Here is a 23,430-nt window from a genome sequence, read left to right on the forward strand (position 1 = left end):
ATCTAATTGATTTTAATTATACCAATTTATATAATTTAAATAAATATGTATAGAAAAGGTGATGTAAGATTAAAGTAGCAATTCTTACAGATTCTTCTTTTGATGGAAGAGTTTCAAAATATGAAAATTTATACGTAATTCCTTTGATGATCACAACAGAAGATGGTCAAACTTTTTATGATAACGAAAGTTTAACAAAGGATTATTTTTACGAACTATTAGAAAATCAAACACTAAAAACTAGTCAAAGTGCACCTGGTGATATGTTTAAAATTTGAGATAACTTATTAGAACAATATGATCAAATTGTATTTTTACCTATCTCAAGTCAATTAAGTGGTCAATTTAACACTTTTAAAATGCTAAGTCAAACTGAAGACAAATATAAAGATAAAGTATTTGTTTGCGATACAAAATCAGTCAGTGTAGTTTTACAAGAAATGATAAGAAAAGTATCAGAATGAATTAATCAAGGAAAAACTGGATCAGAAATTCAACAACTAGTAGAGCAAGCTTCAAATGATTTTATTGCATTTATAATACCAAAAAATTTAGAAACTTTAAAAAAGGGTGGAAGAATTAAACCTGCGGCCGCTGCAATTGCTAAAATGTTAAAGATAACTCCAATTTTAAGATATGATGGAAGTATCGACAAAGAAACTACAGCAAGAACATTTAAAAAAGCTATATCAACTGCTTTAGAGCTATTAAAAGATGAGATTCAAGACTTAAAACATATTGATATTTCATATTCAAAAATGGATAACGAATGTTTATGTTCAATTGAAGAAATAATAAAAGAATATGATTTAGAAATTAGAATTAAATCTGAACTAACAAATGTTATTGCTGCACATACAGGAAAAGAAACTATTGCTTTAGTTGCGTGAAAAAAGTAGGTGAAACATATTATGAAAATAGGAATTTTAATAGATAGTTCATCCATTTATGATGCATCAAAATTAAAAGACACAAACATTGATTTATTACCATTACATATAGTTATGCCAGACAATAGTGAAATTTTAGATTCTGAATCCGGTGTTACTAAAAACAATATTTTAAAAAGAGTTGATAATGGTGAAAATATAAAAACTAGTCAAGCTAGTCCAGGTGAGCTAGAACAAAAATATAGCAAAATGTTAGAAGAATATGATCACATCATTCACATTCCGATCACTAAAAACTTATCTTCTATGTTACAAACTGCATTATTAGTAAGTAATGATGAAAAATTCACAGACAAAGTTACAGTTTATGAAAACGCTGATTTAGCTGCACAAGGTATTAGTTTAATAGCTCTTGAATTAAGTAAAGCTATTCAAAACAATGAAATTAAAACTCCAACTGAAGCAATAAAATTCATTGACAAAAACAAATCTCGAGTTTATGTTTCAATTATTCCTGGAGATTTAAAAAGATTGTTAAGCGGAGGAAGAGCTCTTGGAATATTAACAAGTGTGTTAAACATTTTAAAAACTAAATTATTAATGGTTTGAGGAAAAGAACCTAAAAAAGAAGCGTTCGGTAGAACTTATTCAAGTTTAACTGAAAGGGTTATAAAAAATTTAAAAGATAAATATAACGATTCTGAATTTGAATTATTTGTTTTAAAAACTCCTCTAACAAATGAAAAAACATTTAGCATAGTCAAAAAAACATTAGATGAAGCTAAAATCGAATTTAGTTATGATGTTGTTCCGAATATTTACACTGTTCATGCAGGAATTGATACTATTGCATTTATTGCTATTAAAAAATAAATAAAAGCTGGTTTTTTACAACCAGCTTTTAATTTTCTCTTATCGTTGGCAGGAGAGAAAGGAATCGAACCCTCAGCACTCGGTTTTGGAGACCGATGTTCTACCGTTGAACTACTCTCCTAATAAAAATCACACATAGTGTGATTGTTTTTTTCTATATGGCAGGGGCAACAAGACTCGAACTCGTGACACTCGGTTTTGAAGACCGATGTTCTACCAACTGAACTATGCCCCTATAAGATTACCTTATTTATTATAAAGAAACTTTATTTTATTTTCAATATTTTAGTTTTCATTTTAATAAATATCAGGTGTTTCTTATATCTATGTTGTAGAAGGTGTGCTTCCAGATGGTGCATTTGGTAATATTCCATCTATTTTTATACCATTTCTATCTAAAATCGCTTTAACATCATCAACTAGTTTACTTATTTTTTTCTCGTCTCTTATGAATGTAAAAATATCTTGTTCAAAAACTATATCAGACAATGATCTTATACTTCTTAAAACATTGTCATCTAAATTTGGTATTTTTTCATCTATTTTTTCAATTATATCTTTATTATTTTTAAATCAATTAATCGCTTCTTGTGGAATCTTTTTTTTCAATTTTTCATTGTCGTCGATATCTTTTAGAATATCTTCAACTATGCTTTTTACGTTATTAAACCTTTCAGTAACTATCGCTCTATTATATTCACGATCATGACTATCAGGTGTTGAGACAGCAGGAAATAAAGGCATATTTAAAACATCGGTTGATACTATTGCATATCCAATAGGAACAGCTGTAATTAGAAATGATATTGGTGCTCAAATTTTTTTTAATTTCATAACAAATTAAACTCCATTCAATTTCAATTTAAATTAATCTTCTACTTCTTCTATTTGTTTTTTTTCTTTTTTATTCTTTTGTTTTTCTTCTTTCTTTGATGATAAGAATGCAGAAGTAAATCATAGTGCTATATAAATTATGTTAAATATTGGTAATATGTAAAAAATTAATACCGCTCCTATTTTCTGATTTAATAATTCAAAATCTAGAGATCAAATATCCATAATTGATTTTCCGGCTAAAGCTTCTTTAGCTGAATCTATAAAAAACATTCAATCTGACTCTTTTAATATTGTAGGTAGTGAAAGCACATAATCAGTTTTAGTTGTAAAACCTAAAAGTGCTATTCCAATAACAAGTAAAACTAAACAGAAAAGAATTCAAGCTATAACTCTAAAAACATTAAAAATTACCTTAACAACCATACGTTTTGTTCCTATCTAACTAACTAAATATAAATTATAAACTATTAATTGGTTTTTTTAAACAATCATTACAATAGCCATGACCTTCGATTTTGAAGTGATCAAGTTGTATTTTGTTTGCTTGGCATAATTCTAATAACTCTAAAAAGTTATAATCATCAGTTTGTTTATCAGTTAAATGAATTACTTTTAAACAATTATCACATTTTAAATGTACAGATTTTTCTGTAGCAATTTCATATCAAATTGTTTTACCATTAAAAGTGTTAGCAAAAATTATATGTTCACTTAACAACAAATCCATTGTGTTATAAACACTCATAACATTTATATTACCAAGTTCTTGATTTAAACTTGTTATTATATCTTGAATTGTTAGATGCTCTGAAGTTATTAACAATTTAATAATTGCAGTTCTAACTTCAGTTAATCTAATCTTTTTATTTTTGAATTTTTTAATTATTTTTTCGTACTTTTCTTTTTGAGTTTGGTTTAAATTTATCATTACTTTTTCAACTCTTCAATTACATTTAATAAATCAGAAACAGTTTTAATGCTTAATAATGCATCATCATCAATTCTAATATCTAATTTATCTTCTAACTCAACAATTAAATCCATCAAATCTAAAGAATCAAGACCCATTTTTTTAAATTCAGAGTTAATGTTAATACTTCCTTTTGCACCTTTACTTTTTAGTTTTTTAACAATTTCATCATAAATGTTCATATAATCACCAATTAATGTCTTTCTATTTTAATTATATACAATTTTATAGAACCATTTATAGTTTTTATAATTCACACAAACTTCAGTTTTATTATATGTAAAGCTAACTAAATCATCTAAAACTTTTAAATCTTTATTTTGTTTTTTTAATTCATTTAAAAACGTTACTTTAAAATTATTAATATTTAATTGGTTTTGATCTGTTAATAATTTATTAATATGGCTTTTATTAATAATTGGTTGATTAATATGTTGGTAGTTTTCAACTAAGTTATTATTTACTGTAAAAACTTTAGAAAAATAAATTGAAGCTGAAGTTGAAGCAATACAAGAAGCAATTAATGCTGTAGATATTGAAATTCTTAATCTTTTACTCAACTTCATATTTATCTATCTCTCTTTCTAATTTTTCATCTTCAATTAAGTTTAAACTTGAAAAGAATTCTTTTGAAAATTCATAATGTTGAACGGTAGGATTTTTAATTTTCATTTGATTAACTCTTATAATATCGATATCTTTAACTTTAGTTTGAACTGAAAAAGTATCGTTAAAAATTTTAAAATCAAAAGCTAATTTATTTGTAAGTTCAGGATTAAAAATAAAACCTCTAGCTTGATTATTATTTTCAATTACTAAATCTTGATCTGAATTAGTCTCTAATTTATTTACAAAATAAACAGCATCATGTCCAACTGATAGTTCAGGTAATTGTTTATATTCTTTATTTGCTTTAACGTGATCATTTAGTTTTAAATTTTCAATTTTAAAATAGTTTTTAGTTTGTTGACTCATAACATCATTAATAAGTTTGTTAACTTCTGAATTATTGTTTAATTCTCTATCTAAATTAACTTTAAAAGCATAATTAAATTTCATTAATTTATCATATATTTTATTAACAGTAAATTTATTAATAATGTATTTTAATTGGTAATTTAAAAGATTAAAAGTTGTATTTGTTTTATTAGAATATTTATCATAATTTTTATAATAGTTAATTAAATTATTTTGATAAATATCTTTACTATCACTAGCTAAGGTATCTAATTTAATATCACTAGTAAATTTTTGAACTTTATGATCTGCTTCAAACTCACAACTAAAAATTAAATCAATCACATCTTTATTAAATATTTTTACTGGTAATTGAATTTCAATAAATTCTTTTTTATCATCATTTACTTGATATTTAATTGGATTTTTAAAATTATTAAATAATTCAATTTCTTGATTATCTAATTTATAACCTATTTTATATTTAAAGTTGTTTAACGTATTAGATATAAAATCTAAATTTCTTTTAGTTTTATAGTTTTTAGATATGATTAGATTTAACTTATAAAACTCATCATTTTTAATTTGATATTTTTTCTTAGAAAATATTACATCACAACAATAATCTGGCTTTGCAATAATTTGTCTATTTGATACTTCAATTTCTTTATGAACTATATTCATATTCTCACCTCTATTAAAGTATTAGGAAAAAATAAAAAAACAACACCTAAGTGTTGTTATTATTTTCTAAATGGGGCGTCGAACGGGAATCGAACCCGCGAATGTCAGAGCCACAACCTGATGTGTTAACCACTTCACCACCGACGCCGTGACTAATATATTATCTAAAAAACTATGTTTAATGTCAATATAAACATATAATTTATTTAACATTATAATATTATATTATCATTTAATATTAAACTAGATAACTAGATAGGAGGACGTTAAATGAATCAAGAAATTATTAGAATAAATAATTTAACTAAAAAGTTTAAATCAGGATATGGTATTTTTGATATTAATTTAGTTGTTAAACAAGGTGATGTTTATGGTTATTTAGGACCAAATGGTAGTGGTAAATCTACAACAATTAGACATATGATGGGATATATTAAACCTTTAAAAGGTTCAGTTAATATTATGAATAAAGATGCTTGAAAACAATCTCATTTAATTCAATCGGAAGTTGGTTATATTCCTGGAGAAATTAATTTACCAGAATATGTTAATGGATTAAATTTTATTAAACAAATCTTTAAATTAAGAAATCAAACTAATTGAGATTATGTTGAAAAACTAATTAATTATTTTGAATTTAATCCAAATATTAAAATTAAAAAAATGAGTAAAGGTATGAAACAAAAAGTTGCTCTAGTAATTGCTTTTATGCATAATCCTAAATTACTTATTTTAGATGAACCGACAACTGGATTAGATCCTTTAATGAAAAATAAATTTATTAATTTAGTTTTAGAATGTAAAAATAATGGTGCAACTATTTTATTAAGTTCACACATATTTGAAGAAGTTGAAAAAACTTGTAATAAAGTTGCAATTATTAAATCAGGAAAAATCATAGCTGATATTGATTTAGAAAATTTAAAACAAATAAGTGATAGAAGATATGAAATTAGTTTTAAAAATAATCAGATTTTAGAATCTAAATTTTTAAAAGAAGTTAACGATAATAAAGTGTTATATATTGTTCCAACAAGTGATGTTAATAACTTTTTTGAACAATTAAAAAATTATGAAATTGAAATGTTGAAAGAAATACCTTTTTCACTTGAAAAATATTTCTTGAATTTTTATAAAAGAAATGAGGTTGAAAACAATGTTTAATCTTCAATTATGAAAAGATTCTTTTAGATCTACAAAATCATTTTGATTTTTAATTTTACCTTTTATATTTTTAATTAACTTTTTAATATTGATATTTAATAAAAATATTGATGATTCTGTTTCAACTATTCAACTTTTATTTTTTTCAAATATAGCTGGTTTAAGCATTGTTGCTATTTCAATATTTTTTGTTGTTGTTCCTAACGTGTTAAACACAAGACCAATTGATAGAGGATATTTAACTTATACATTATCAACAAAATTATCTAGGTTAAAAATAATTTTAAATAAAATGACTTATTTCATATTTTGTATTACTAGTTATGTATTTATTAATTTTTTAATAGTTTTTATTTTTATACTTATTAAAAAATCAACTTATATAAACTCAGCAAGTTGAACACTGCAATGTTTAGGTTATTGATTATTTTTATCTTCAGTTGGATCAATATGTTTTATGTTTAGTTCTATATTTAATAAATCATCGCTTACACTGCTTTTTAGTTCTATATTAATTGTTTTATTTTACACTCTTTATATTACTTCTTCAGTTGTTTCAAAAACTGATGCTGAAAATCTTAAACTACTTAAAAACCTTAAATATTTAACATTATTTTCACTATTTGATTACACTAAAATAGAATCAAAAGACGTTTCTAAATTTATTTATAATTTTATTGTTTTATCTTCTATTAGTGTTATTTGTTATTCTATTTCATCAATTGTTTATATCAAAAAAGATTTACCATTATAAAAACACAAGCTTTGATTGCTTGTGTTTTTTCTATTATTTAACATCATCTGAAATGATTTTGAAAATAACTTGTTTTGTAGGTTGAGATTCAACTACTTCAAAAGTTTTTAATACTTCTTTTTCTCACAATGGATTTATGTCTTTATTAGTATATAAAGTCATAACTACATCACCAACATTAACTTGATCACCATATTCTTTATCTAAATAAATTCCAGCAGCGTGATCAATAGTATCGGTTTTTTTAGCACGTCCAGCTCCTAGTTGAACTGAAATTAAACCTAATTCTTCAGCTCTTGTGTATTTTACATAACCACTTTTTGTTGCTTTGATTTCAAGTTTATTTTTACATTTAAATACTTTATCATAATTTTCTAAAACAGATCAGTCTCCACCTTGAGCGATAACAAAGTCTTTAAAATAATGTGCAGCTTCTCCTGATTGAAGTTTTTTATAAACATCAGCTTTAGCTTCTTCTAAAGTGTTAAACATTTTAGCTTGTAATAGTGTTACACCAACAATTGTAGTAATTAATTCAACAAAGTCTTTTGGTCCTTTTCCGTTAAGTGTATCTCAAGCTTCTTTAACTTCAATAGCATTACCAATTGCTTTTCCTAGTGGACATTCCATATTTGAAAGAATGACACCAATTTTTCTATTATAATTTTTAGCTACATCAATCATTCTATTAGAAAGATCAATAGCATCATCTAAGTTAGTCATAAACGCACCGTTTCCGACTTTAACATCTAAAACTAATCCATCGTTTTCAACAACAAGTTTTTTACTCATAATTGAAGCTGTAATTAATGGCATTGAATCAATTGTTCCAGTAACATCACGTAGTGCATAGATTTTTTTATCAGCAGGAACAACATCATCAGATTGACAAATAATACTTAATCCTGTTTTATTAATTACACCTGTAAATTCATCGTTTTCTAATTCGCATTTTCAACCAGGAAATGATTCTAATTTATCAGCAGTTCCACCAGTTTTACCTAATCCTCTTCCTGTTAGTTTACAAATATTAATACCATAACTTGCTACAAGTGGAGCATAAACTAAACTAGTTTTATCTCCAACTCCACCAGTTGAGTGTTTATCAGCTTTAAATCCTTTGACTGAACTTAAATCATATTGTGATCCTGATTCAATATAAGATTTTGTTAGATGTGAAGTTTCTAAATCATTCATATCAGTAAAATAAGTAGCCATGCAAAATGCAGCCATTTGATAATCTGTAATAGATCCATCAACATAACCTTTTATAAGTCAATTGATTTCATCTTGTGTTAATTTAATATTATGTTTTTTCTTTTCAATAATGTTTGCAAATGTATTCATATATCTCAACGCCCTCCTGTAAAAAATTATAAAAAATTTAAAAATTTAATTTTAAAAAATATCTTAAAATATTAAAAAAAATAATTGGCTTATGACCAATTATTCTTGTGTTGTTTGTTTTTTAGTTTTTCTTGTTTTTGCTGTTTCTATAATTTTAGTTTGACTTAATCTTTTAGCTGTTTTATTAGTAATTAGGTTATTAATTAAGAAATTAGATGTAAATAGATAAATTCAGAATAGAACCATAATTAAAATATTAGTTCCTGAAATTCAATTAGTAATATCTTCTGCAATTGTTGTTGCAAAAATAGCAAAGAAGTTAGCTCCTGTTGTTATTACTCAAATAAACAATGGTAATATGATGTTACTAATAATTACATTTAATTTTAATTCTTTACCTTTTCTATGATTATCAACTAAAGTTGCTAGAACATACATTACTAAGCATGTAGTTAAAACTAGATAAGCTAAAGCACCGAATCATTTTGTCATTAACACTGCAGTATATGGTTCAGCAATATTTCCAACTTGAGCTATACCAATACATCCAGCAGTTACAGTAATTGCTGCTAGTAATAATAGTGAATAACAAACTAATGCAGGTTTGAATAATAAACGTTTATTTATTTTATATTCAGTTTTTAAAATTGCATAGAATCAATGTAATAGAATTGCAAATAAAACTCAAGGAAGAACAAATGATCCAAAAGTTATTAGTGTAACTACACTAGCAGATAATGGAGAAGTTATAGATTTTAAAATTACTGTACTTAAAATACCAGATAATAAAGCTGAAGGTAAAGCTGAAAATAATAAGAATAATGGGAATCTTGATATTTCAATACTAAAGATTCTTCATCCTAAATCTTTATTATTTTTAGACATTGCTTCATAGTATTTAACAAAGTATTTAGAACTATGTGATGAGTACTCGAATCCACGTTTAATATCATAAAACATCTCATCTCCACGACCATTGTTCATAGCTCTTCTTTTTTCTTTAGTGTACATTTCATTTATTGATTCTAATACTGAATCACATCCACTTGCAAATATTGAAATGTCGCCAAATTTAATTAATTTTTTATATATTTCATTCATTAAATTGGTTAGAAACATCGGTTTAAAAGCTAATCCTGAATAACTTAGATAAGCTGATTTAACACCTTCAAAATCGTTTGCTTCAATTTTAGTTTTTAAATCTTTAACATAATCAATAGTTTTACTATAGTTAAATAAAACGTTCATATCACGATTTTTAATGTACGCCTTAATTCCTATAATAGTGTTAAATAAAAGTTGTTTTAATAGAGGGATAAACATTGCAAATACCCCCCCAACTAAAATAAGTTTGAAAGGACTTAGTAAAGTATATAGTAGCGAATCTGGTGCCATGAATCCAGTTAATCTATAACCACTTTGAGCAATTACATCTGTTCAAGCACTTCAAGCAGTAGAACCATTGAAAGTTTTAACTCTTTCAACAAGTTCGTTTTTACCTAACTCAGTAAATCTAGCTTCTAAAATAGCTTTTCATTGAGCAATTCAAGCTGGAGAACTTGTCATTGATGATCAGAATGATTTTGTAGGATCATTAGGATCGGTATTTCTAATCGCATAAATAGCAACACTATCAATTCATGCTGAATAACCGAAATATATCACTGCAACTACTAATAATAAAATTGTTAATTTGACAGTCTTTCTCATAATTTGTTTTTCCTTTCTATATTAAATTATATAATTTTGGAAAAGAAAAAAAGGTTTTTATAACCTTTTACTTAACAACAATATTTACAATTTTATCAACTACAACAATTTCTTTTACAATTTGATGACCATCGATAAATTTCATAACATTTTCATCAGTTTTAGCTAATTTAAGTAGAGTTTCTTTATCGGTATTTTTTTCAACTTCTACAGTACTACGAAGTTTTCCGTTAACTTGAATTGCCACTACAACTGTATTTTTAACTAATTTAGATGAATCATAACTTGGTCATTGTTGAGTTGTGATACTTGAATTGTGTCCTAATTTTTCTCATAATTCTTCAGCTAAGTGAGGAGCAAATAAACTTAACATTTTTACAAACCCTTCAACATAAGGTTTATATACTGTTCCTTCTTTTTCTTTATAAATCGCATTTACTAAAACCATTAATTGACTAATTGCAGTATTGAATTTTAATGAACTGATCATTTCAGTTACTTTTTTAACTACATCATTATAAACAAAATCTAAATTAGAATTATTTGTATCTGAAAATTCAACTTTATTAATCATTCTATAACAACGATTTAATCATTTTAAACTAGCATCTAATCCATCAAAACTTCAAGGAAGAGAAGCATCTAATGGTCCCATAAACATTTCATATAATCTTAAAGCGTCCGCTCCATGTGTATCAATTACATCATCAGGATTAATTACATTACCTCATGATTTAGACATTTTTCTACCATCAGGTCCTAAAATCATACCTTGGTTAAATAAGTTTTTAAACGGTTCTTTAACAGGACAAACACCTATATCATATAAGAAATGTGTTCAGAATCTTGCATATAATAAGTGACCTACAGCGTGTTCTTGTCCACCTATGTAAAGATCGACAGGTAATCATTTTTCTAATCTTTTTCAAGCTTCTTCTGAATTTATATCAATTAAATCATTTGACATATTAGTTAAAACATACGCAATGAAATATCAACTTGATCCAGCAGATTGAGGCATAGTATTAGTTTCTCTTCTATATTTAACACCATCATTTTCAACATTAACTCATTTATCAACATTAGCTAATGGGCTTTCACCAGTTCCTGTTGGTTTAATGTATTCAGTTTTAGGTAGAGTAACTGGTAGATTATCATCTTCAACTAAAACTATTTCTTGATTTTCTGTATATAAAACAGGGAATGGTTCACCATAAAAACGTTGTCTTGAAAATAATCAATCTCTTAATTTGTAATTAACTTTTTTAGTACCTAAATTATTTTCTTCTATATATTTATAAATTACTTCTAATGCTTGAATTCTATCTAATCCATCTAAGATTTCAGAGTTAATATGAATCCCTTCACCAACAAATGCTTTAGATTCATCTTTAGCTTTAATAACAAATTTAATTGGTAAATTAAATGTGGTTGCAAAATCTCAATCTCTTTTATCATGAGCAGGAACAGCCATAACAGCTCCAGTTCCATAATCATTCAATACATAATCACTAATTCAAATTTGAACAGGTTGATTATTAACAGGATTTATTGCATAACTTCCAACAAAAACTCCAGTTTTTGGTCTAGATTCATCTTTACGATCAATTTCAGATTTTGAAGCTGTTAATTCAATATACTTTTTAACTTCTTCTAATTTATCATCTGTAGTTAATTTTAAAACTAATTCATTTTCAGGAGCTAAAACAATATAACTAACTCCATAAATAGTATCTGCACGTGTTGTAAAAACTGGAATATCGATATCATTTGATTTGAAAATAATTTCAGCACCTTCTGATTTACCTATTCAATTTTTTTGTAAATCTTTTACTGATTGAGGTCAATCTAATTCATCTAAACCTTGTAATAATTTTTCAGCATAATCAGTAATTTTTAAAACTCATTGACGCATTTTTTTCTTAGTAACAGGGTGTTCACCACGTTCACTTACCATGACTCCATCTTTTTCTATGATTTCATCATTAGCTAATACTGTTCCTAGTTCTTGACATCAATTAACTTCAATATCTCTATTTTCAGCTAAATTATTTTCATATAACTTTTTAAAAATTCATTGAGTTATTTTATAGTAGTTAGGATCTGCTGTGTTAACTTCTTTATCAAAATCATAACTAAATCCCATTTTTTGTAATTGAACTCTAAAGTTATCAATATTTTTTAAAGTAAATTCTCTAGGATCATTTCCAGTTTTTAAAGCATATTGTTCAGCTGGTAAACCAAAAGCATCTCAACCAATTGGGTGTAATACATCATAACCTTGCATTCTTCTAAAACGTGCAAAAACATCAGTTGCAGTATAACCTTTAACGTGACCAACGTGTAATCCAGCACCACTTGGATAAGGGAACATATCTAAAACATATGATTTTTTATCTTTATTATTTGTAGTTTTATAAATATTATTATCTTTTCAGAATTTTTGTCATTTCTTTTCTATTGCTTTATGTGAAAAATCCATACTTTCTCTCCTTTAATATAATATTTATTTTACAATTTCTAATTAAAAAATACATCTTTAAAGTGTAAATAAAAATCTCTGAAAATTTTCAGAGATTTGTTATTAGTTTTGTTTTACAACAATTGATTGTCAAGGTTGTAATTTCATATCATCAAATGATGATTCTGTGTTCAATAAAATATCATCATTTTTATTAACTATATCACTTATATCAACTATGTTTTCACTTCAGTTTGAAATAATTTTAATAGTTTTATTTTCATAAGTTCTTGAATAAGCAAATATGTTTTGATCATCAGCTTTGATTAATTCAAATCAACCATTGTTAATAATTTCAGCAAATTGACTTTTACTTCTAAATGAGATTAATGATTTTAAGAAGTTGTAAATTCCATTAGGGTTAGCTAAATCATTTTTTGCATTAACTTCTTTATAATTATCATTTACATCAATTCAAGGTCTTGTTTTACTAAATCCAGCAAATTCTGAATCATCTCATTGAATTGGAGTTCTTGAATGATCTCTTCCAACTTCTAAAACACCTTCTATAAATTCATCATGAGTAATGTTTTTCTTACCTAAAACATCAGTTTGATAAGTGTTTAGAATTTCAACATCTCTATATTTATTTAAATCAGTTCAATTTACATTAGTCATTCCAATTTCATCACCTTGGTGAATAAATGGAGTTCCTTGCATTAAATAAATTGCTGTTGAAATTGATTTTGATGATTCGATTCTGTATTCTTTATCATTTCCAAATCTTGAAACCATTCTAGGCATATCGTGATTTGTTAAAAATAATCCAGATCAACCTTTATTGAATAATCCTTGTTGTCATTTTTCAAAGATTTTCTTGAATTTAACAAAGTCAACGGGTGTTTTTTTAAATTTATGTTCTTGGCTAAAGAACCTTAAAATTGGTTCAAAGTTAAATACCATTGAAAACTCTTTGTTTTCATCATTTGAAAATTGTATTGCTTGATCAAGTGTTGCTCCTCAACATTCACCAACAGTCATAACATCACTTGTTTTTCAACTGTTAGCTCTTAAATCGTAAAGATATTTATGTAGATTTGGTCCATTGTTTAGAATTTTTTTATCTACTTCTTTACCAATTAAATCAATTGCATCTAATCTAAATCCTTTGATACCAAAATCACATCATCATTTAACTGTTTTTGCAATTTCTTCTCTAACTTTAGGATTTTCTCAGTTTAAATCAGGTTGTTCTTTTGCAAATAAGTGGAAGTAGTATTGATTTGTAGTTTCATCATACTCTCAAGCACTTCCTCCGAAAACTGAATTAATATCAGATGGTTCATCTCTTCAAATGTAATAATCTCTGTAAGGATTATCTTTTGAACTTCTTGCTTGTTTAAATCATTCATGTTGATCTGAAGTATGATTTAAAACTAGATCCATAACAATCTTAATATCTAATGAATTTGCTTTATCAACAAATTCTTTAAATTTATCTAAATCACCATAAATAGGATTAATATCTTTGTAATCAGAAATGTCATATCCATTATCAACAAGTGGTGATTTGTAGATTGGAGTTAATCAAATAGCTCCAACTCCAAGATTTTTTAAGTACTCTAATTTTTCTATAGCTCCATTTAAATCTCCAATACCATCATTATTTGAATCTTTAAATGATTGAAGATACATTTCGTAAACTACAGTATTTTTTCATCAATAATTATTCATCTAAGCTCCTATTTTAATTTCTGATTCTAATTGATATTCTTTATCAAATACATTAATTTTTAAAGCTTCTCCTGAAACTAGTGTAATTATAGTTTCAGTTTTAGTGCGTTTAACTTTTAAAATACGTGATCTAAAGTTAACGTTAAATTCATATCCTTGTCATTGTTGTGGAAGTTTTGGTGAGAAGTGAGGAACACCATCTCTAATAATCATTCCACCAAATCCTTCAATAATAGCTAAATAACTTCCTGTCATACTTGTAATGTGTAATCCATCATCAGTATCATTGTTGTAGTTATCTAAATCTAATCTAGCTGTACGGTTGTAGAATTCATAAGCTTTATCCATTAAATCAACTCTTGAAGCAATAATTGAGTGAATACATGGACTTAAACTTGATTCATGAACTGTAAATTGTTCATAGAATTCAAAGTTTCTAATTATTTCTTCTCTAGTGAATTGATCTCATAGATAGTAAATTCCTTGTAAAACGTCAGCTTGTTTAATATAAACACTTCTTAGAATTCTATCTCAACTTCAGTTTTTATTTAAAGGTCTTTCATCTTTACTTAATAAATCTTTGTGTTTTAATTCTTTATCTAAGAAAGTATCGTGTTGAACAAACACTTTTAGATTTTCATCATATGGTAAGTACATTTTGTTAATAATGTCTTGTCACTTGTTTAATTCATCAACTGATAAATTTCATCTTGATTTATCTAATTGTAATTTGTCTAACATTTCTAAAGTATAAGTTAATACTCATCTAGCCATTAAGTTAGTTAATCAGTTGTTATTAACGTTGTTTTCATATTCATTTGGTCCAGTTACTCCGTGAATAAAGTATTTATCTTTAATTGAATGATAATGTACTCTATCTGCTCAGAATCTTGCGATTTCAACCATTACATCCATTCCAAGTTCTTTAATGTATTCATAATCACCTGTGTAGTTAGTGTAATTATAAATAGCATAAACCATAGCGGCATTTCTATGAATTTCTTCAAATGTAATTTCTCATTCGTTATGACATTCAACACCATTGAATGTAACCATTGGATATAATGCACCTTTAAATCCTAATGATTGAGCATTTTCGATAGCTTTTGGTAAATGATTGTGACGGTATTTTAATAGGTTTCGGCTGATTTTTGGATCTGAAGCTTTTAAGTATAAAGGTAAACAGTAAGCTTCTGTATCTCAATAAGTTGCTCCACCATATTTTTCACCAGTAAATCCTTTAGGACCAATATTTAAACGATCATCGTTTCCATAATAAGTACAGAATAATTGGAATAAGTTAAATCTTATTGCTTGTTGATCTAAATCTGATCCGATAATTTTAACATCACAAGATTCTCAACGTTTAGCTCATAATTCAACGTGTTTTTGTTTTAATTCTTCATAACTTAATTTATTGATTTCACATGAAACTTCACCAGCTTTAACTGCTAGTTCTTCTTCACTATAATATAGTGAATGAACAGTTGAAATCATCTTATAAATAGTTAATGTTTCATTAGCTTTTAAATCAAATTTATATGAAGTTTTTGCATATAAATTGCATTGATCACTAGTAATTTTACTAGGAGTTAAATTAAAGTTATTAACTGCTAAACTTGCATAACTAAAACGTTCAATTCCATAGTTATTTTCAATCATTTTTGAAACTACTAATTGAGAATTATCAGTAGCTTTTGAGTCTAAATGAGTTCAGAATTTAGTGTTATAGTTTGAATCACGGTTAATTACATCTCCATCAATATAACTAGTTAAATCTAAAGTCATATCTTGATCACTAGTAATTGAGTATTTAACAGCAGTTAATTCTTTATTTGCAATTGAAACAAAACGTTCTGCGTCAACTTTAATATTTTTATTATTAACAACTGTTGTGAATTTTCTAGTTAAAATACCTTGTTTTAAGTCTAAAGTTCTGCTGTAAGATGTTGGTTTTTGTTTGAATAAATCTAATTCAACTCCATCAACAACAACATTTAAACCTAAAAAGTTAACGGCATTAATTACTTTACCAAAGTATTTTGGATAACCATTTTTTCATCATCCAACAATTGTTTTATCTGGATATCATAATCCACCAATATAACAACCTTTGTGAGTATCTCCAGAATAAGTTTCTTCAAAATTTCCTCTCATTCCTAGATATTCATTTCCTAATGATGTAATTGATTCACTTAATCTGAAATCAAAACCATCTTCAGGTAGTTTATTTTCAGTTAATTTTCATTCGTCTACTTCAAATAATCTTTTAATATTTACATCAATTTTTGTATTCATTTCTTCACCTATCTAATATCTATAATTAGATTTTAAATTTAAATATTATAATTTGAAATTTTATTTTTAATTTTTTACTCAAAAAGACATACTTATAGATTATTATATCTAGTAAAAAGTATGTCTTTTTTTAAATTGTTAAATTATCCAATACGTTTTTCAGTAATACCATTGAATAAATGATATCTGTTAATTTGTATTCCAACTTTACTGTCAATTGAAATAGAAACATCTTTTGCTGCTGTAATAATAAAATTATTTGATGGTTCAATCTCACAAGTAATTTGTTTGTTCATACCTAATAACTCAGAGTTAATAACTGTTCCTTGAACATTAGCTTTTGGATCATCATAATCAACGATAGTTGCATCTTCACTTCTGACTCCTAAATATAATCTGTCTGTTCCTTCTTTTTTAATTAACTCTACTTCTTCTTTTGTTAACTTAACTTTGTAGTCTTTAGTATCACAAACGAAGCTTTGTCCTTTAAGTCTACCTTCTAAAACTTTCATTGTTGGTGTACCAATGAATTTTGCTACGAATAAGTTATTTGGTTTATTATAGAATTCTTCTGGTTTACCAACTTGTTGAATAACTTGGTTGTTCATTAAAACAATTTTTGTAGCCATAGTCATAGCTTCTAATTGATCGTGAGTAACATAAATTGTAGTTGTTCCTAAAATTCTATGAATTGAAACTAATTCAGTTCTCATTGATTCTCTTAGTTTAGCATCTAAGTTTGATAATGGCTCATCCATTAAGAATAACTTAGGCTTTCTAACAATCGCACGCCCTAAAGCAACACGTTGTTGTTGCCCTCCTGATAATTCTCTAGGTTTTTTGAATAAATATTTTTCAATATTTAATAATTTTGCAGCTCCTCTAACTCTATGGTTGATGATTTCTTTTTTCTCTTTTTTCATCTCTAAACCAAAGGCTAGGTTTTTATAAACATTATAGTGAGGGTATAAAGCATAGCTTTGGAATACCATAGCTATATCACGATCTTTTGGTAAAAGGTTGTTTACTTTAACTCCATCAAATAATAAGTCACCTTTTGTAATTGAGTTTAGACCTGCAATAATTCTTAGTAATGTGGTTTTACCACATCCAGATGGTCCTAAAATTACACAAAAGTCATTATCATCAATAGTTAAATCAATGTTTTCAAGTGTGTAAAATGAGTTACCTTCGTATTTTTTTGATATATTTCTTAATTCAACTTTCATATTAACCTTTTACTCCTCCTGATAATCCGCTTGTAATATTTCCTTGAAGCATTATAAATAGTGTACTAATAGGAACGGCAACAAGTAATGAACCAGCAGCGAATGCACCTTGCGCAATTACTCCTGATTGATTTAGTAAACTGTTTAATCCTGTAGCCATTGTTCAATCTTCAGGATCATCTAGTAATAATTTTGGTAATAGAACATCACCGAATGGTCCAATAAATGATCATAAAGCAATAACTGATAACATAGGTTTAGCTAATGGAATGATTACTCTAGTAAATACCATTCAAATACTACATCCATCAATTTTAGCAGCATCATCTATATCTGTTGAAATGTTGTCTAGGAATCCTTTAAGAATAAATACGTTTCCAGGAATTCCACCACCAACATAAATAAATACCAACATTAATTGACCTGGAATTTTGAATTTTTCATGTAGTAATTGGAACATTACATAAAACACAATAAAACTTGAAACGGTTGGTATCATTTGAATCAACATAACAGTCATTAAACTAACTCTTTTACCTTTAAATCTAAAACGAGAGAATGCATATCCAACCATAGCGGTTACCAATACCATAGCTAGCATTGTAATAATTGCTATAACTAATGAATTTACTACTCAGAATTTAAATTTAGTTTCAGTAAATAAATAACTAAAGTTAGCAGCACTAAATGCAAATTGTTTAAAGTCAAATCTACCAATTGTTCCGATTTTTCCTGCACTTGAACTTGATTCATTTGATGAGTAATAGTTAAACGCTTGAGAAACAACTTGAAGTACTGGAACAATAATTATTAATGCTCATGCAATTAATACTAAGTAAGTAAATACTAGACCAATTTTTCCATAAAGATTTAATGGAGGTTTATCTGATAGATAAAGTTTTCCAAATGTTTCAGTTAAAAATCTAACATATTTAACATAAGCATTATTTTTTTCTTTTTTAAGTTCTTGTTCAATTACAAATAATAAGTCGTTTTGATATTTTGAAATATCATTGTATGAAACTTCGCAATTACTGAATAATGAATTAGATTTTTTCATAGTTTCATAAGCGAATACTTCATTTTTAAGAATTTCGTATATAACACTTGCTTCTATTATTCTTGTGTTTAAGTTTAAATTCTCATATATCACTTTAGTTATTGCAACATATTTTGATCAATATTTATAACGTCCTAATTTATCTATTTCCTTGCTTTCAAAAAAATCGTTTTTTAATTTTTGATCGCTTGAAATTATATTTTCTAATAAAATAGTAAATTCAGCAGAAATTTGGCTTGCTGTTTTTAATATTAATGTTTCAAATACTTCTCTAGCTTTATCAAAATTGATATTTTTATCTTTATTTTTTAATGGGTAAAGATATGCTAAAGTAGATAATTTTACAATTAATAAATGATTATGATATTTATTGAAATTCAGGTGTTTAGATCTAAAGTATGTTTCAGTTAAACTAGCTTGGAAATCAATAAGATCTTTGGTTTTAAAAATTGTTTTAGCGTTTTTTAATCCTTCAGGATCTATTTTGTAATTTTTGTTATTAATTTTTAAAACATTGTAATGATTAAATTTTTTCTTTTGTTCACTTTTTTTATCTTGAACTTCACCTAAAAGTTGAGGATTAGTTAACATACGCAATTCACTTGCGATTTTTTCGTTAATTTCTTCACTACAGTATAATCTAAATTTTTCTTTTGATTTTCTGTTGTCGATTATTTTAGTTCATCATTTTTTATCACCATTTTCGATTTGGTAAGTTAATGATTTTTTTAGTAATAAAATGATTATTTCTTGAACTGTTAAACTATCAATATTTTGATTGCTCATTTCATCAAAAACTTCTTCTAGTAATGAATTGATTTTATTAAATGAGAAATCTTCTGATAGATTTTCATGCTCAATTAAATTGATAGAAACAAAGTCTTTTACTTCTTTATGTGTTTCATAAGTTAATAAGAATTCACTAGCTAAAATTCTTCCTAATTCTTCAAGATTAATCTTTTTGAAATAACAAACAATAATAGCATTAATTTTTTTTCAATTAGAAATAAATTCATATGTATCTAAATTTTTAAATCCAAAATGTTTAAAATCTTTTATAGATTGTTTTTTTGCATAATTTTCAATTTCTTTAATTAACTCTTCATCAATAGTTTCTTTAATTACTTCGTTCATGTTTTGATTTCCGACAAAAACATCAAAATTATTTTTATCATTAAATGTTGAAAATGCATTTGAAATTAATGATAATAATAAACCTTCGATTAATTTTTTATCATCAGTAAATTTTGTATAAACATCAACGATATTCCCGAAAATGTAATTACTTTTTATAAATTGCTGATAATCTTTTACTTTATTTGTGTTTTTAATAGTTTCATGATTTAGAAGCGTTGTTCTTATAATAGCTGAATAACCAGATCTTTTGAAATTTGATATATCGTATTTTTTAACTGGTTTTAAAAGATTAGAAAATTGTATAGATTTATCTACTACATCTTCTTTTTTAACTTGAATTTTTATAGCCATTAATTTTACCTCCTAATTTTTGAAAGCATTCATTCTTCTAAATCCATTTGCTGAGATTCCAACAACAACAAATGATGAAACTATAATAAATGAAGCAGCAATACCATAAGTATATCTATCTGGGTGTGTTGCTATTTTAAACACGAATGAAATTAAAATATCTGTTATACCAGGTTGTCCTGGATATGGTTTATTATCTGCAGGGTTTAAAGCCTGAGCGTTTGCTCCAAATAGATAAATAATACCAAAGTTACCGAAGTTGAAAACAAATTGACCGACTAGTAACGGAGCAACTTGAGCAAGAATTAGCGGGATTGTAATTCTCATTAATTGTTTTCATCTTGAAGCACCATCGATTGTTGATGAATCATATAAGTCTTTTGATATACCTTGTAAAACACCAGTAATTAATAAGAACATGTATGAGTGTCCTAATCATGTTTGTAGCATTATCAGAACAATACGTGCTTGAGTTTGTTCTGAAGTTCATCCACTAACTCCAATCCATCTTTGTGTGAATCTGTTAAAATCCGCACTTGAAAGTAAGATCGCAAATACCATCACCATAATAAACGATGGAACAGCTCAAGGTAATAAAAATATTAATCTGAAAATACGTTTTCCTTTTAATCTATCATGATTAACTAGTAATGCAAATAATGAACCTACTGCAATAACTGAAACTGTAGTAAAGATAACTCATGTAAATGTTCATCCCATAACGTATTTGAACGATGGGAAATATTCTCCTCCGAAAATAGATTTAAAGTTTTCAAATCCAACTCATTGGATGATTTGACCAGGACGTCCTGGATCGTTTCCTTTACCATAATTAGTGAATGCAATAATTACTGTTGAAATAATTGGAACAAGTACAATAAACATCATTCCTATAATAGCAGGTAATGATAAGATGTATGGAATTCCGTGTGATTTTAAGAATGTTCTTGTTTGACTAAAAGTACTTGATCTTGCACCTATTCTCATTTTTTTAGCGTTACTTCTTGAATCAATTCATGTAGAAAGAATTGCAAGACATGTTCCAAAAGTAAGAATAAGTGCAATAATACCTTCAACTAGATAGAAACGTCCATCACTATCGTGAACACTAGCACCAAAATCAACTAATCCTAATAAACCTTTCCCTTCAATGTTTCCAACTCCAAATGAATATAATATAAATGATATTAATATTGGCAGTGCAGCAAACATTAGCAGCGCTTTTTTATATTGACCATTAATCAATGGTCCAACTCCAGGGAATCAACCAAATGCAATAGAAAGAATTTCTTTTCATACTGGGTATTCGATTGGTAAATTATTTTTTATGTTTTCAATTTCTGCGACATACTCTAACTTATTTTTAGTTTTTTCTGTTTTAAAACTGTGTTTTAAATAAGTTCAATTGTCTTTTGCTTGTTTAACAGCATTTCTTGTTTTGATTTCTTTTTTGTTTTGTTTATGTTCTAATTTCAGATTTTTCTTTTCACTTTTAGTTGTTGCAAATTGTAAATCAGTTTGATAAGACTCTTTTTCTTGTTGAAGAAGTTTTTTAGTAATTTCATTATGTTTGTTTTTTTCTTTTGATATTTCTTGATATTTTTCTTTTGCTTGTTTAACTAAAGGAATAAATTCTAAATCAATTTCATCTTTTTTGATTAAATATTTTTCTTTAGCAGCAAAATTTAATGATTTAACTTCTCAATCATAACTATAATCGATTCCTTGTTTATATATTTCGCTGGTAGCTTTTGCTTTTTCTATTCCTTTTAAATGTTTAATTTAATTTAATTCTTTTTTGATTTTTAGAGAAATTTCATTTTTCTCTTGCTCAAATACTGTTGCGTTTTTATTATGTGATTTAACATAGTATGAATAATCGTTAGTACTAAATAATAAACGCAATTCTCTCACTTTTCTTCTTGCTATTTTGTATGTGATTGATATGAATTTCTTTTTGTATGTGTAAACAAATTTATTTAAAAACTCTAAATATTTAACATATTGTTTATTCATTCTAGTTTTTAAATTTTTTAATTCTTGTTGTCTGGTTCTATAAATTATTTCACTTAGTTCAATACGTGATCTGAATTTGAACATATCGTGAATGTATTTTTCATCTTTATTAATAAAACTTTCTTCGATAGCTTTAACATCAAATACAAATTTATTATTTTCATCTTTATGTAAATATAAAGCAAATTTTTCTTTTAATTTTGCATGCATATTGTGATGAATGTTTTCTTTTGCAAATTCTAAAAAGATTTTAGCTAGTTCTTTATTAGTAAATGTATACACTGAATTATCTAAATTTTTAGAAGTTTGGTCTAATTCTTCAAACATTTTTTCAAAATCAACATAACTAATTTTTTGTAATTCTGTAAAAACTTCTTCTTTGGTTTTTAAAGATTTATAAAATTCTACATTATTCATATTAACCTCACTTTCTAAAATTTATATTGTCTTTTTTTCATTTTTTGATATCTTATGCTTTTTTTAATTTCTGAAATATCTTTAACGATAAAATAGAAACTAATTAAAACTAAAACAAATAATACAATGCTTGTTATGCTTAGATATGATGCTCTTTTTGTTAATATCAACTCACCGAATGCAAATCCAAATCAAACAATAATTCACAATCCTACATAAACATAACCTACACGCAATCTGTTTATTGCAAATAATGTGTACACAACAAAGATTATGATAAATAGCACATTTAATAAATATCTAAACATCCAAATTTTTAAAAAATACATATAAGGGTCTTTCAATGCCTCTTCTGGTAAATTTTGTTTTTTAACAACTATAAAATTATAGTCAATTAACATAGTTGCACTAAGTATAGCCACAAAAATCATAGAAATTAATAATAAAAAGTATGCATTTCATTTATTAATATTAGTTTTATTACCAAATATTTGTTGAGTATCCATTTTTTACCTCTTGTTAAAAACTACCAACACACTAT

At 26.0% G+C, this 23,430-nt stretch carries 20 protein-coding genes and 3 tRNA genes; 4 read left to right on the plus strand and 19 right to left on the minus strand.

Annotated elements, in window-relative coordinates:
- The first annotated feature begins 68 nt into the window (after positions 1–68).
- Together NX779_RS03610 and NX779_RS03615 are read left to right on the plus strand one after the other, a co-directional pair.
- Positions 69–899: a DegV family protein gene (locus NX779_RS03610; RefSeq protein ID WP_310795086.1), complete on the plus strand. Its 831-nt coding sequence runs from the start codon at positions 69–71 to the stop codon at positions 897–899.
- Between the two features lie 12 nt (positions 900–911).
- Positions 912–1,763 (plus strand): DegV family protein, encoded by an 852-nt coding sequence (locus NX779_RS03615; RefSeq protein WP_259430054.1) that lies wholly within the window; start codon positions 912–914, stop codon positions 1,761–1,763.
- Positions 1,764–1,809: 46 nt separating this feature from the next.
- On the opposite strand, the gene NX779_RS03620 is transcribed toward NX779_RS03615, so the two are convergent.
- The 9 genes from NX779_RS03620 to NX779_RS03660 form a co-directional block, all read right to left on the minus strand.
- Positions 1,810–1,884: transfer RNA gene (locus NX779_RS03620), tRNA-Trp, on the minus strand.
- Between the two features lie 38 nt (positions 1,885–1,922).
- Positions 1,923–1,998 (minus strand) — tRNA-Trp (locus NX779_RS03625).
- Between the two features lie 89 nt (positions 1,999–2,087).
- Entirely contained in the window at positions 2,088–2,597 is a 510-nt protein-coding gene (locus NX779_RS03630) for a hypothetical protein (protein ID WP_259430055.1), read from the minus strand.
- Between the two features lie 33 nt (positions 2,598–2,630).
- Positions 2,631–3,023: a hypothetical protein gene (locus NX779_RS03635; RefSeq protein ID WP_259430056.1), complete on the minus strand. Its 393-nt coding sequence runs from the start codon at positions 3,021–3,023 to the stop codon at positions 2,631–2,633.
- A gap of 34 nt (positions 3,024–3,057) precedes the next feature.
- On the minus strand, positions 3,058–3,528 hold the full coding sequence (locus tag NX779_RS03640; RefSeq protein WP_259430057.1) for a Fur family transcriptional regulator: 471 nt from the start codon (positions 3,526–3,528) through the stop codon (positions 3,058–3,060).
- Entirely contained in the window at positions 3,528–3,752 is a 225-nt protein-coding gene (locus tag NX779_RS03645) for an acyl carrier protein (RefSeq protein WP_004429118.1), read from the minus strand. The genes NX779_RS03640 and NX779_RS03645 overlap by 1 nt, the downstream gene beginning before the upstream one ends.
- A 27-nt stretch (positions 3,753–3,779) precedes the next feature.
- Entirely contained in the window at positions 3,780–4,136 is a 357-nt protein-coding gene (locus NX779_RS03650) for a lipoprotein (protein WP_259430058.1), read from the minus strand.
- Positions 4,123–5,211, minus strand: a complete 1,089-nt coding sequence (locus NX779_RS03655) for a hypothetical protein (RefSeq protein WP_259430059.1) — start codon at positions 5,209–5,211, stop codon at positions 4,123–4,125. Before NX779_RS03655 ends, NX779_RS03650 begins: the two co-directional genes overlap by 14 nt.
- Positions 5,212–5,282: 71 nt before the next feature.
- A tRNA-His gene (locus NX779_RS03660) sits at positions 5,283–5,358 on the minus strand.
- Positions 5,359–5,481: 123 nt separating this feature from the next.
- Here NX779_RS03660 and NX779_RS03665 point away from each other — a divergent pair.
- Both NX779_RS03665 and NX779_RS03670 read left to right on the plus strand, forming a co-directional pair.
- Entirely contained in the window at positions 5,482–6,375 is an 894-nt protein-coding gene (locus NX779_RS03665; protein ID WP_259430060.1) for an ABC transporter ATP-binding protein, read from the plus strand.
- Positions 6,368–7,129 (plus strand): ABC transporter permease, encoded by a 762-nt coding sequence (locus NX779_RS03670; protein WP_259430061.1) that lies wholly within the window; start codon positions 6,368–6,370, stop codon positions 7,127–7,129. Before NX779_RS03665 ends, NX779_RS03670 begins: the two co-directional genes overlap by 8 nt.
- A 33-nt stretch (positions 7,130–7,162) precedes the next feature.
- On the opposite strand, the gene NX779_RS03675 is transcribed toward NX779_RS03670, so the two are convergent.
- The 10 genes from NX779_RS03675 to NX779_RS03720 all read right to left on the minus strand — a co-directional run bounded on the left by NX779_RS03675 (position 7,163) and on the right by NX779_RS03720 (position 23,395).
- Positions 7,163–8,476: a thymidine phosphorylase gene (locus NX779_RS03675; RefSeq protein ID WP_259430062.1), complete on the minus strand. Its 1,314-nt coding sequence runs from the start codon at positions 8,474–8,476 to the stop codon at positions 7,163–7,165.
- Positions 8,477–8,575: 99 nt separating this feature from the next.
- On the minus strand, positions 8,576–10,186 hold the full coding sequence (locus tag NX779_RS03680; RefSeq protein WP_259430063.1) for a hypothetical protein: 1,611 nt from the start codon (positions 10,184–10,186) through the stop codon (positions 8,576–8,578).
- A 67-nt stretch (positions 10,187–10,253) separates the two neighbouring features.
- Complete coding sequence (gene leuS, locus NX779_RS03685; protein WP_259430064.1) at positions 10,254–12,668, minus strand: leucine--tRNA ligase; 2,415 nt, start codon at positions 12,666–12,668, stop codon at positions 10,254–10,256.
- Between the two features lie 102 nt (positions 12,669–12,770).
- The gene (locus NX779_RS03690; protein WP_259430065.1) at positions 12,771–14,381 is read right to left on the minus strand and encodes a glycoside hydrolase family 13 protein; all 1,611 of its coding nucleotides are present in this window, start codon (positions 14,379–14,381) and stop codon (positions 12,771–12,773) included.
- A complete protein-coding gene (locus tag NX779_RS03695) occupies positions 14,382–16,679 on the minus strand; it encodes a glycoside hydrolase family 65 protein (RefSeq protein WP_259430066.1) in 2,298 nt (765 codons plus the stop codon).
- A 143-nt stretch (positions 16,680–16,822) separates the two neighbouring features.
- Entirely contained in the window at positions 16,823–17,908 is a 1,086-nt protein-coding gene (locus NX779_RS03700) for an ABC transporter ATP-binding protein (protein WP_259430067.1), read from the minus strand.
- A 1-nt stretch (position 17,909) separates the two neighbouring features.
- Positions 17,910–20,456, minus strand: a complete 2,547-nt coding sequence (locus tag NX779_RS03705) for a sugar ABC transporter permease (protein WP_259430068.1) — start codon at positions 20,454–20,456, stop codon at positions 17,910–17,912.
- A 12-nt stretch (positions 20,457–20,468) separates the two neighbouring features.
- Positions 20,469–21,668, minus strand: a complete 1,200-nt coding sequence (locus NX779_RS03710) for a carbohydrate ABC transporter permease (protein ID WP_259430069.1) — start codon at positions 21,666–21,668, stop codon at positions 20,469–20,471.
- Positions 21,669–22,238: 570 nt separating this feature from the next.
- Positions 22,239–22,889 (minus strand): hypothetical protein, encoded by a 651-nt coding sequence (locus tag NX779_RS03715; protein WP_259430070.1) that lies wholly within the window; start codon positions 22,887–22,889, stop codon positions 22,239–22,241.
- A gap of 14 nt (positions 22,890–22,903) precedes the next feature.
- The gene (locus NX779_RS03720) at positions 22,904–23,395 is read right to left on the minus strand and encodes a hypothetical protein (RefSeq protein ID WP_259430071.1); all 492 of its coding nucleotides are present in this window, start codon (positions 23,393–23,395) and stop codon (positions 22,904–22,906) included.
- Positions 23,396–23,430 lie beyond the last annotated feature (35 nt).

Source organism: Mycoplasma cottewii (assembly GCF_024918975.1).
Taxonomy (GTDB): domain Bacteria; phylum Bacillota_I; class Bacilli_A; order Mycoplasmatales; family Mycoplasmataceae; genus Mycoplasma; species Mycoplasma cottewii.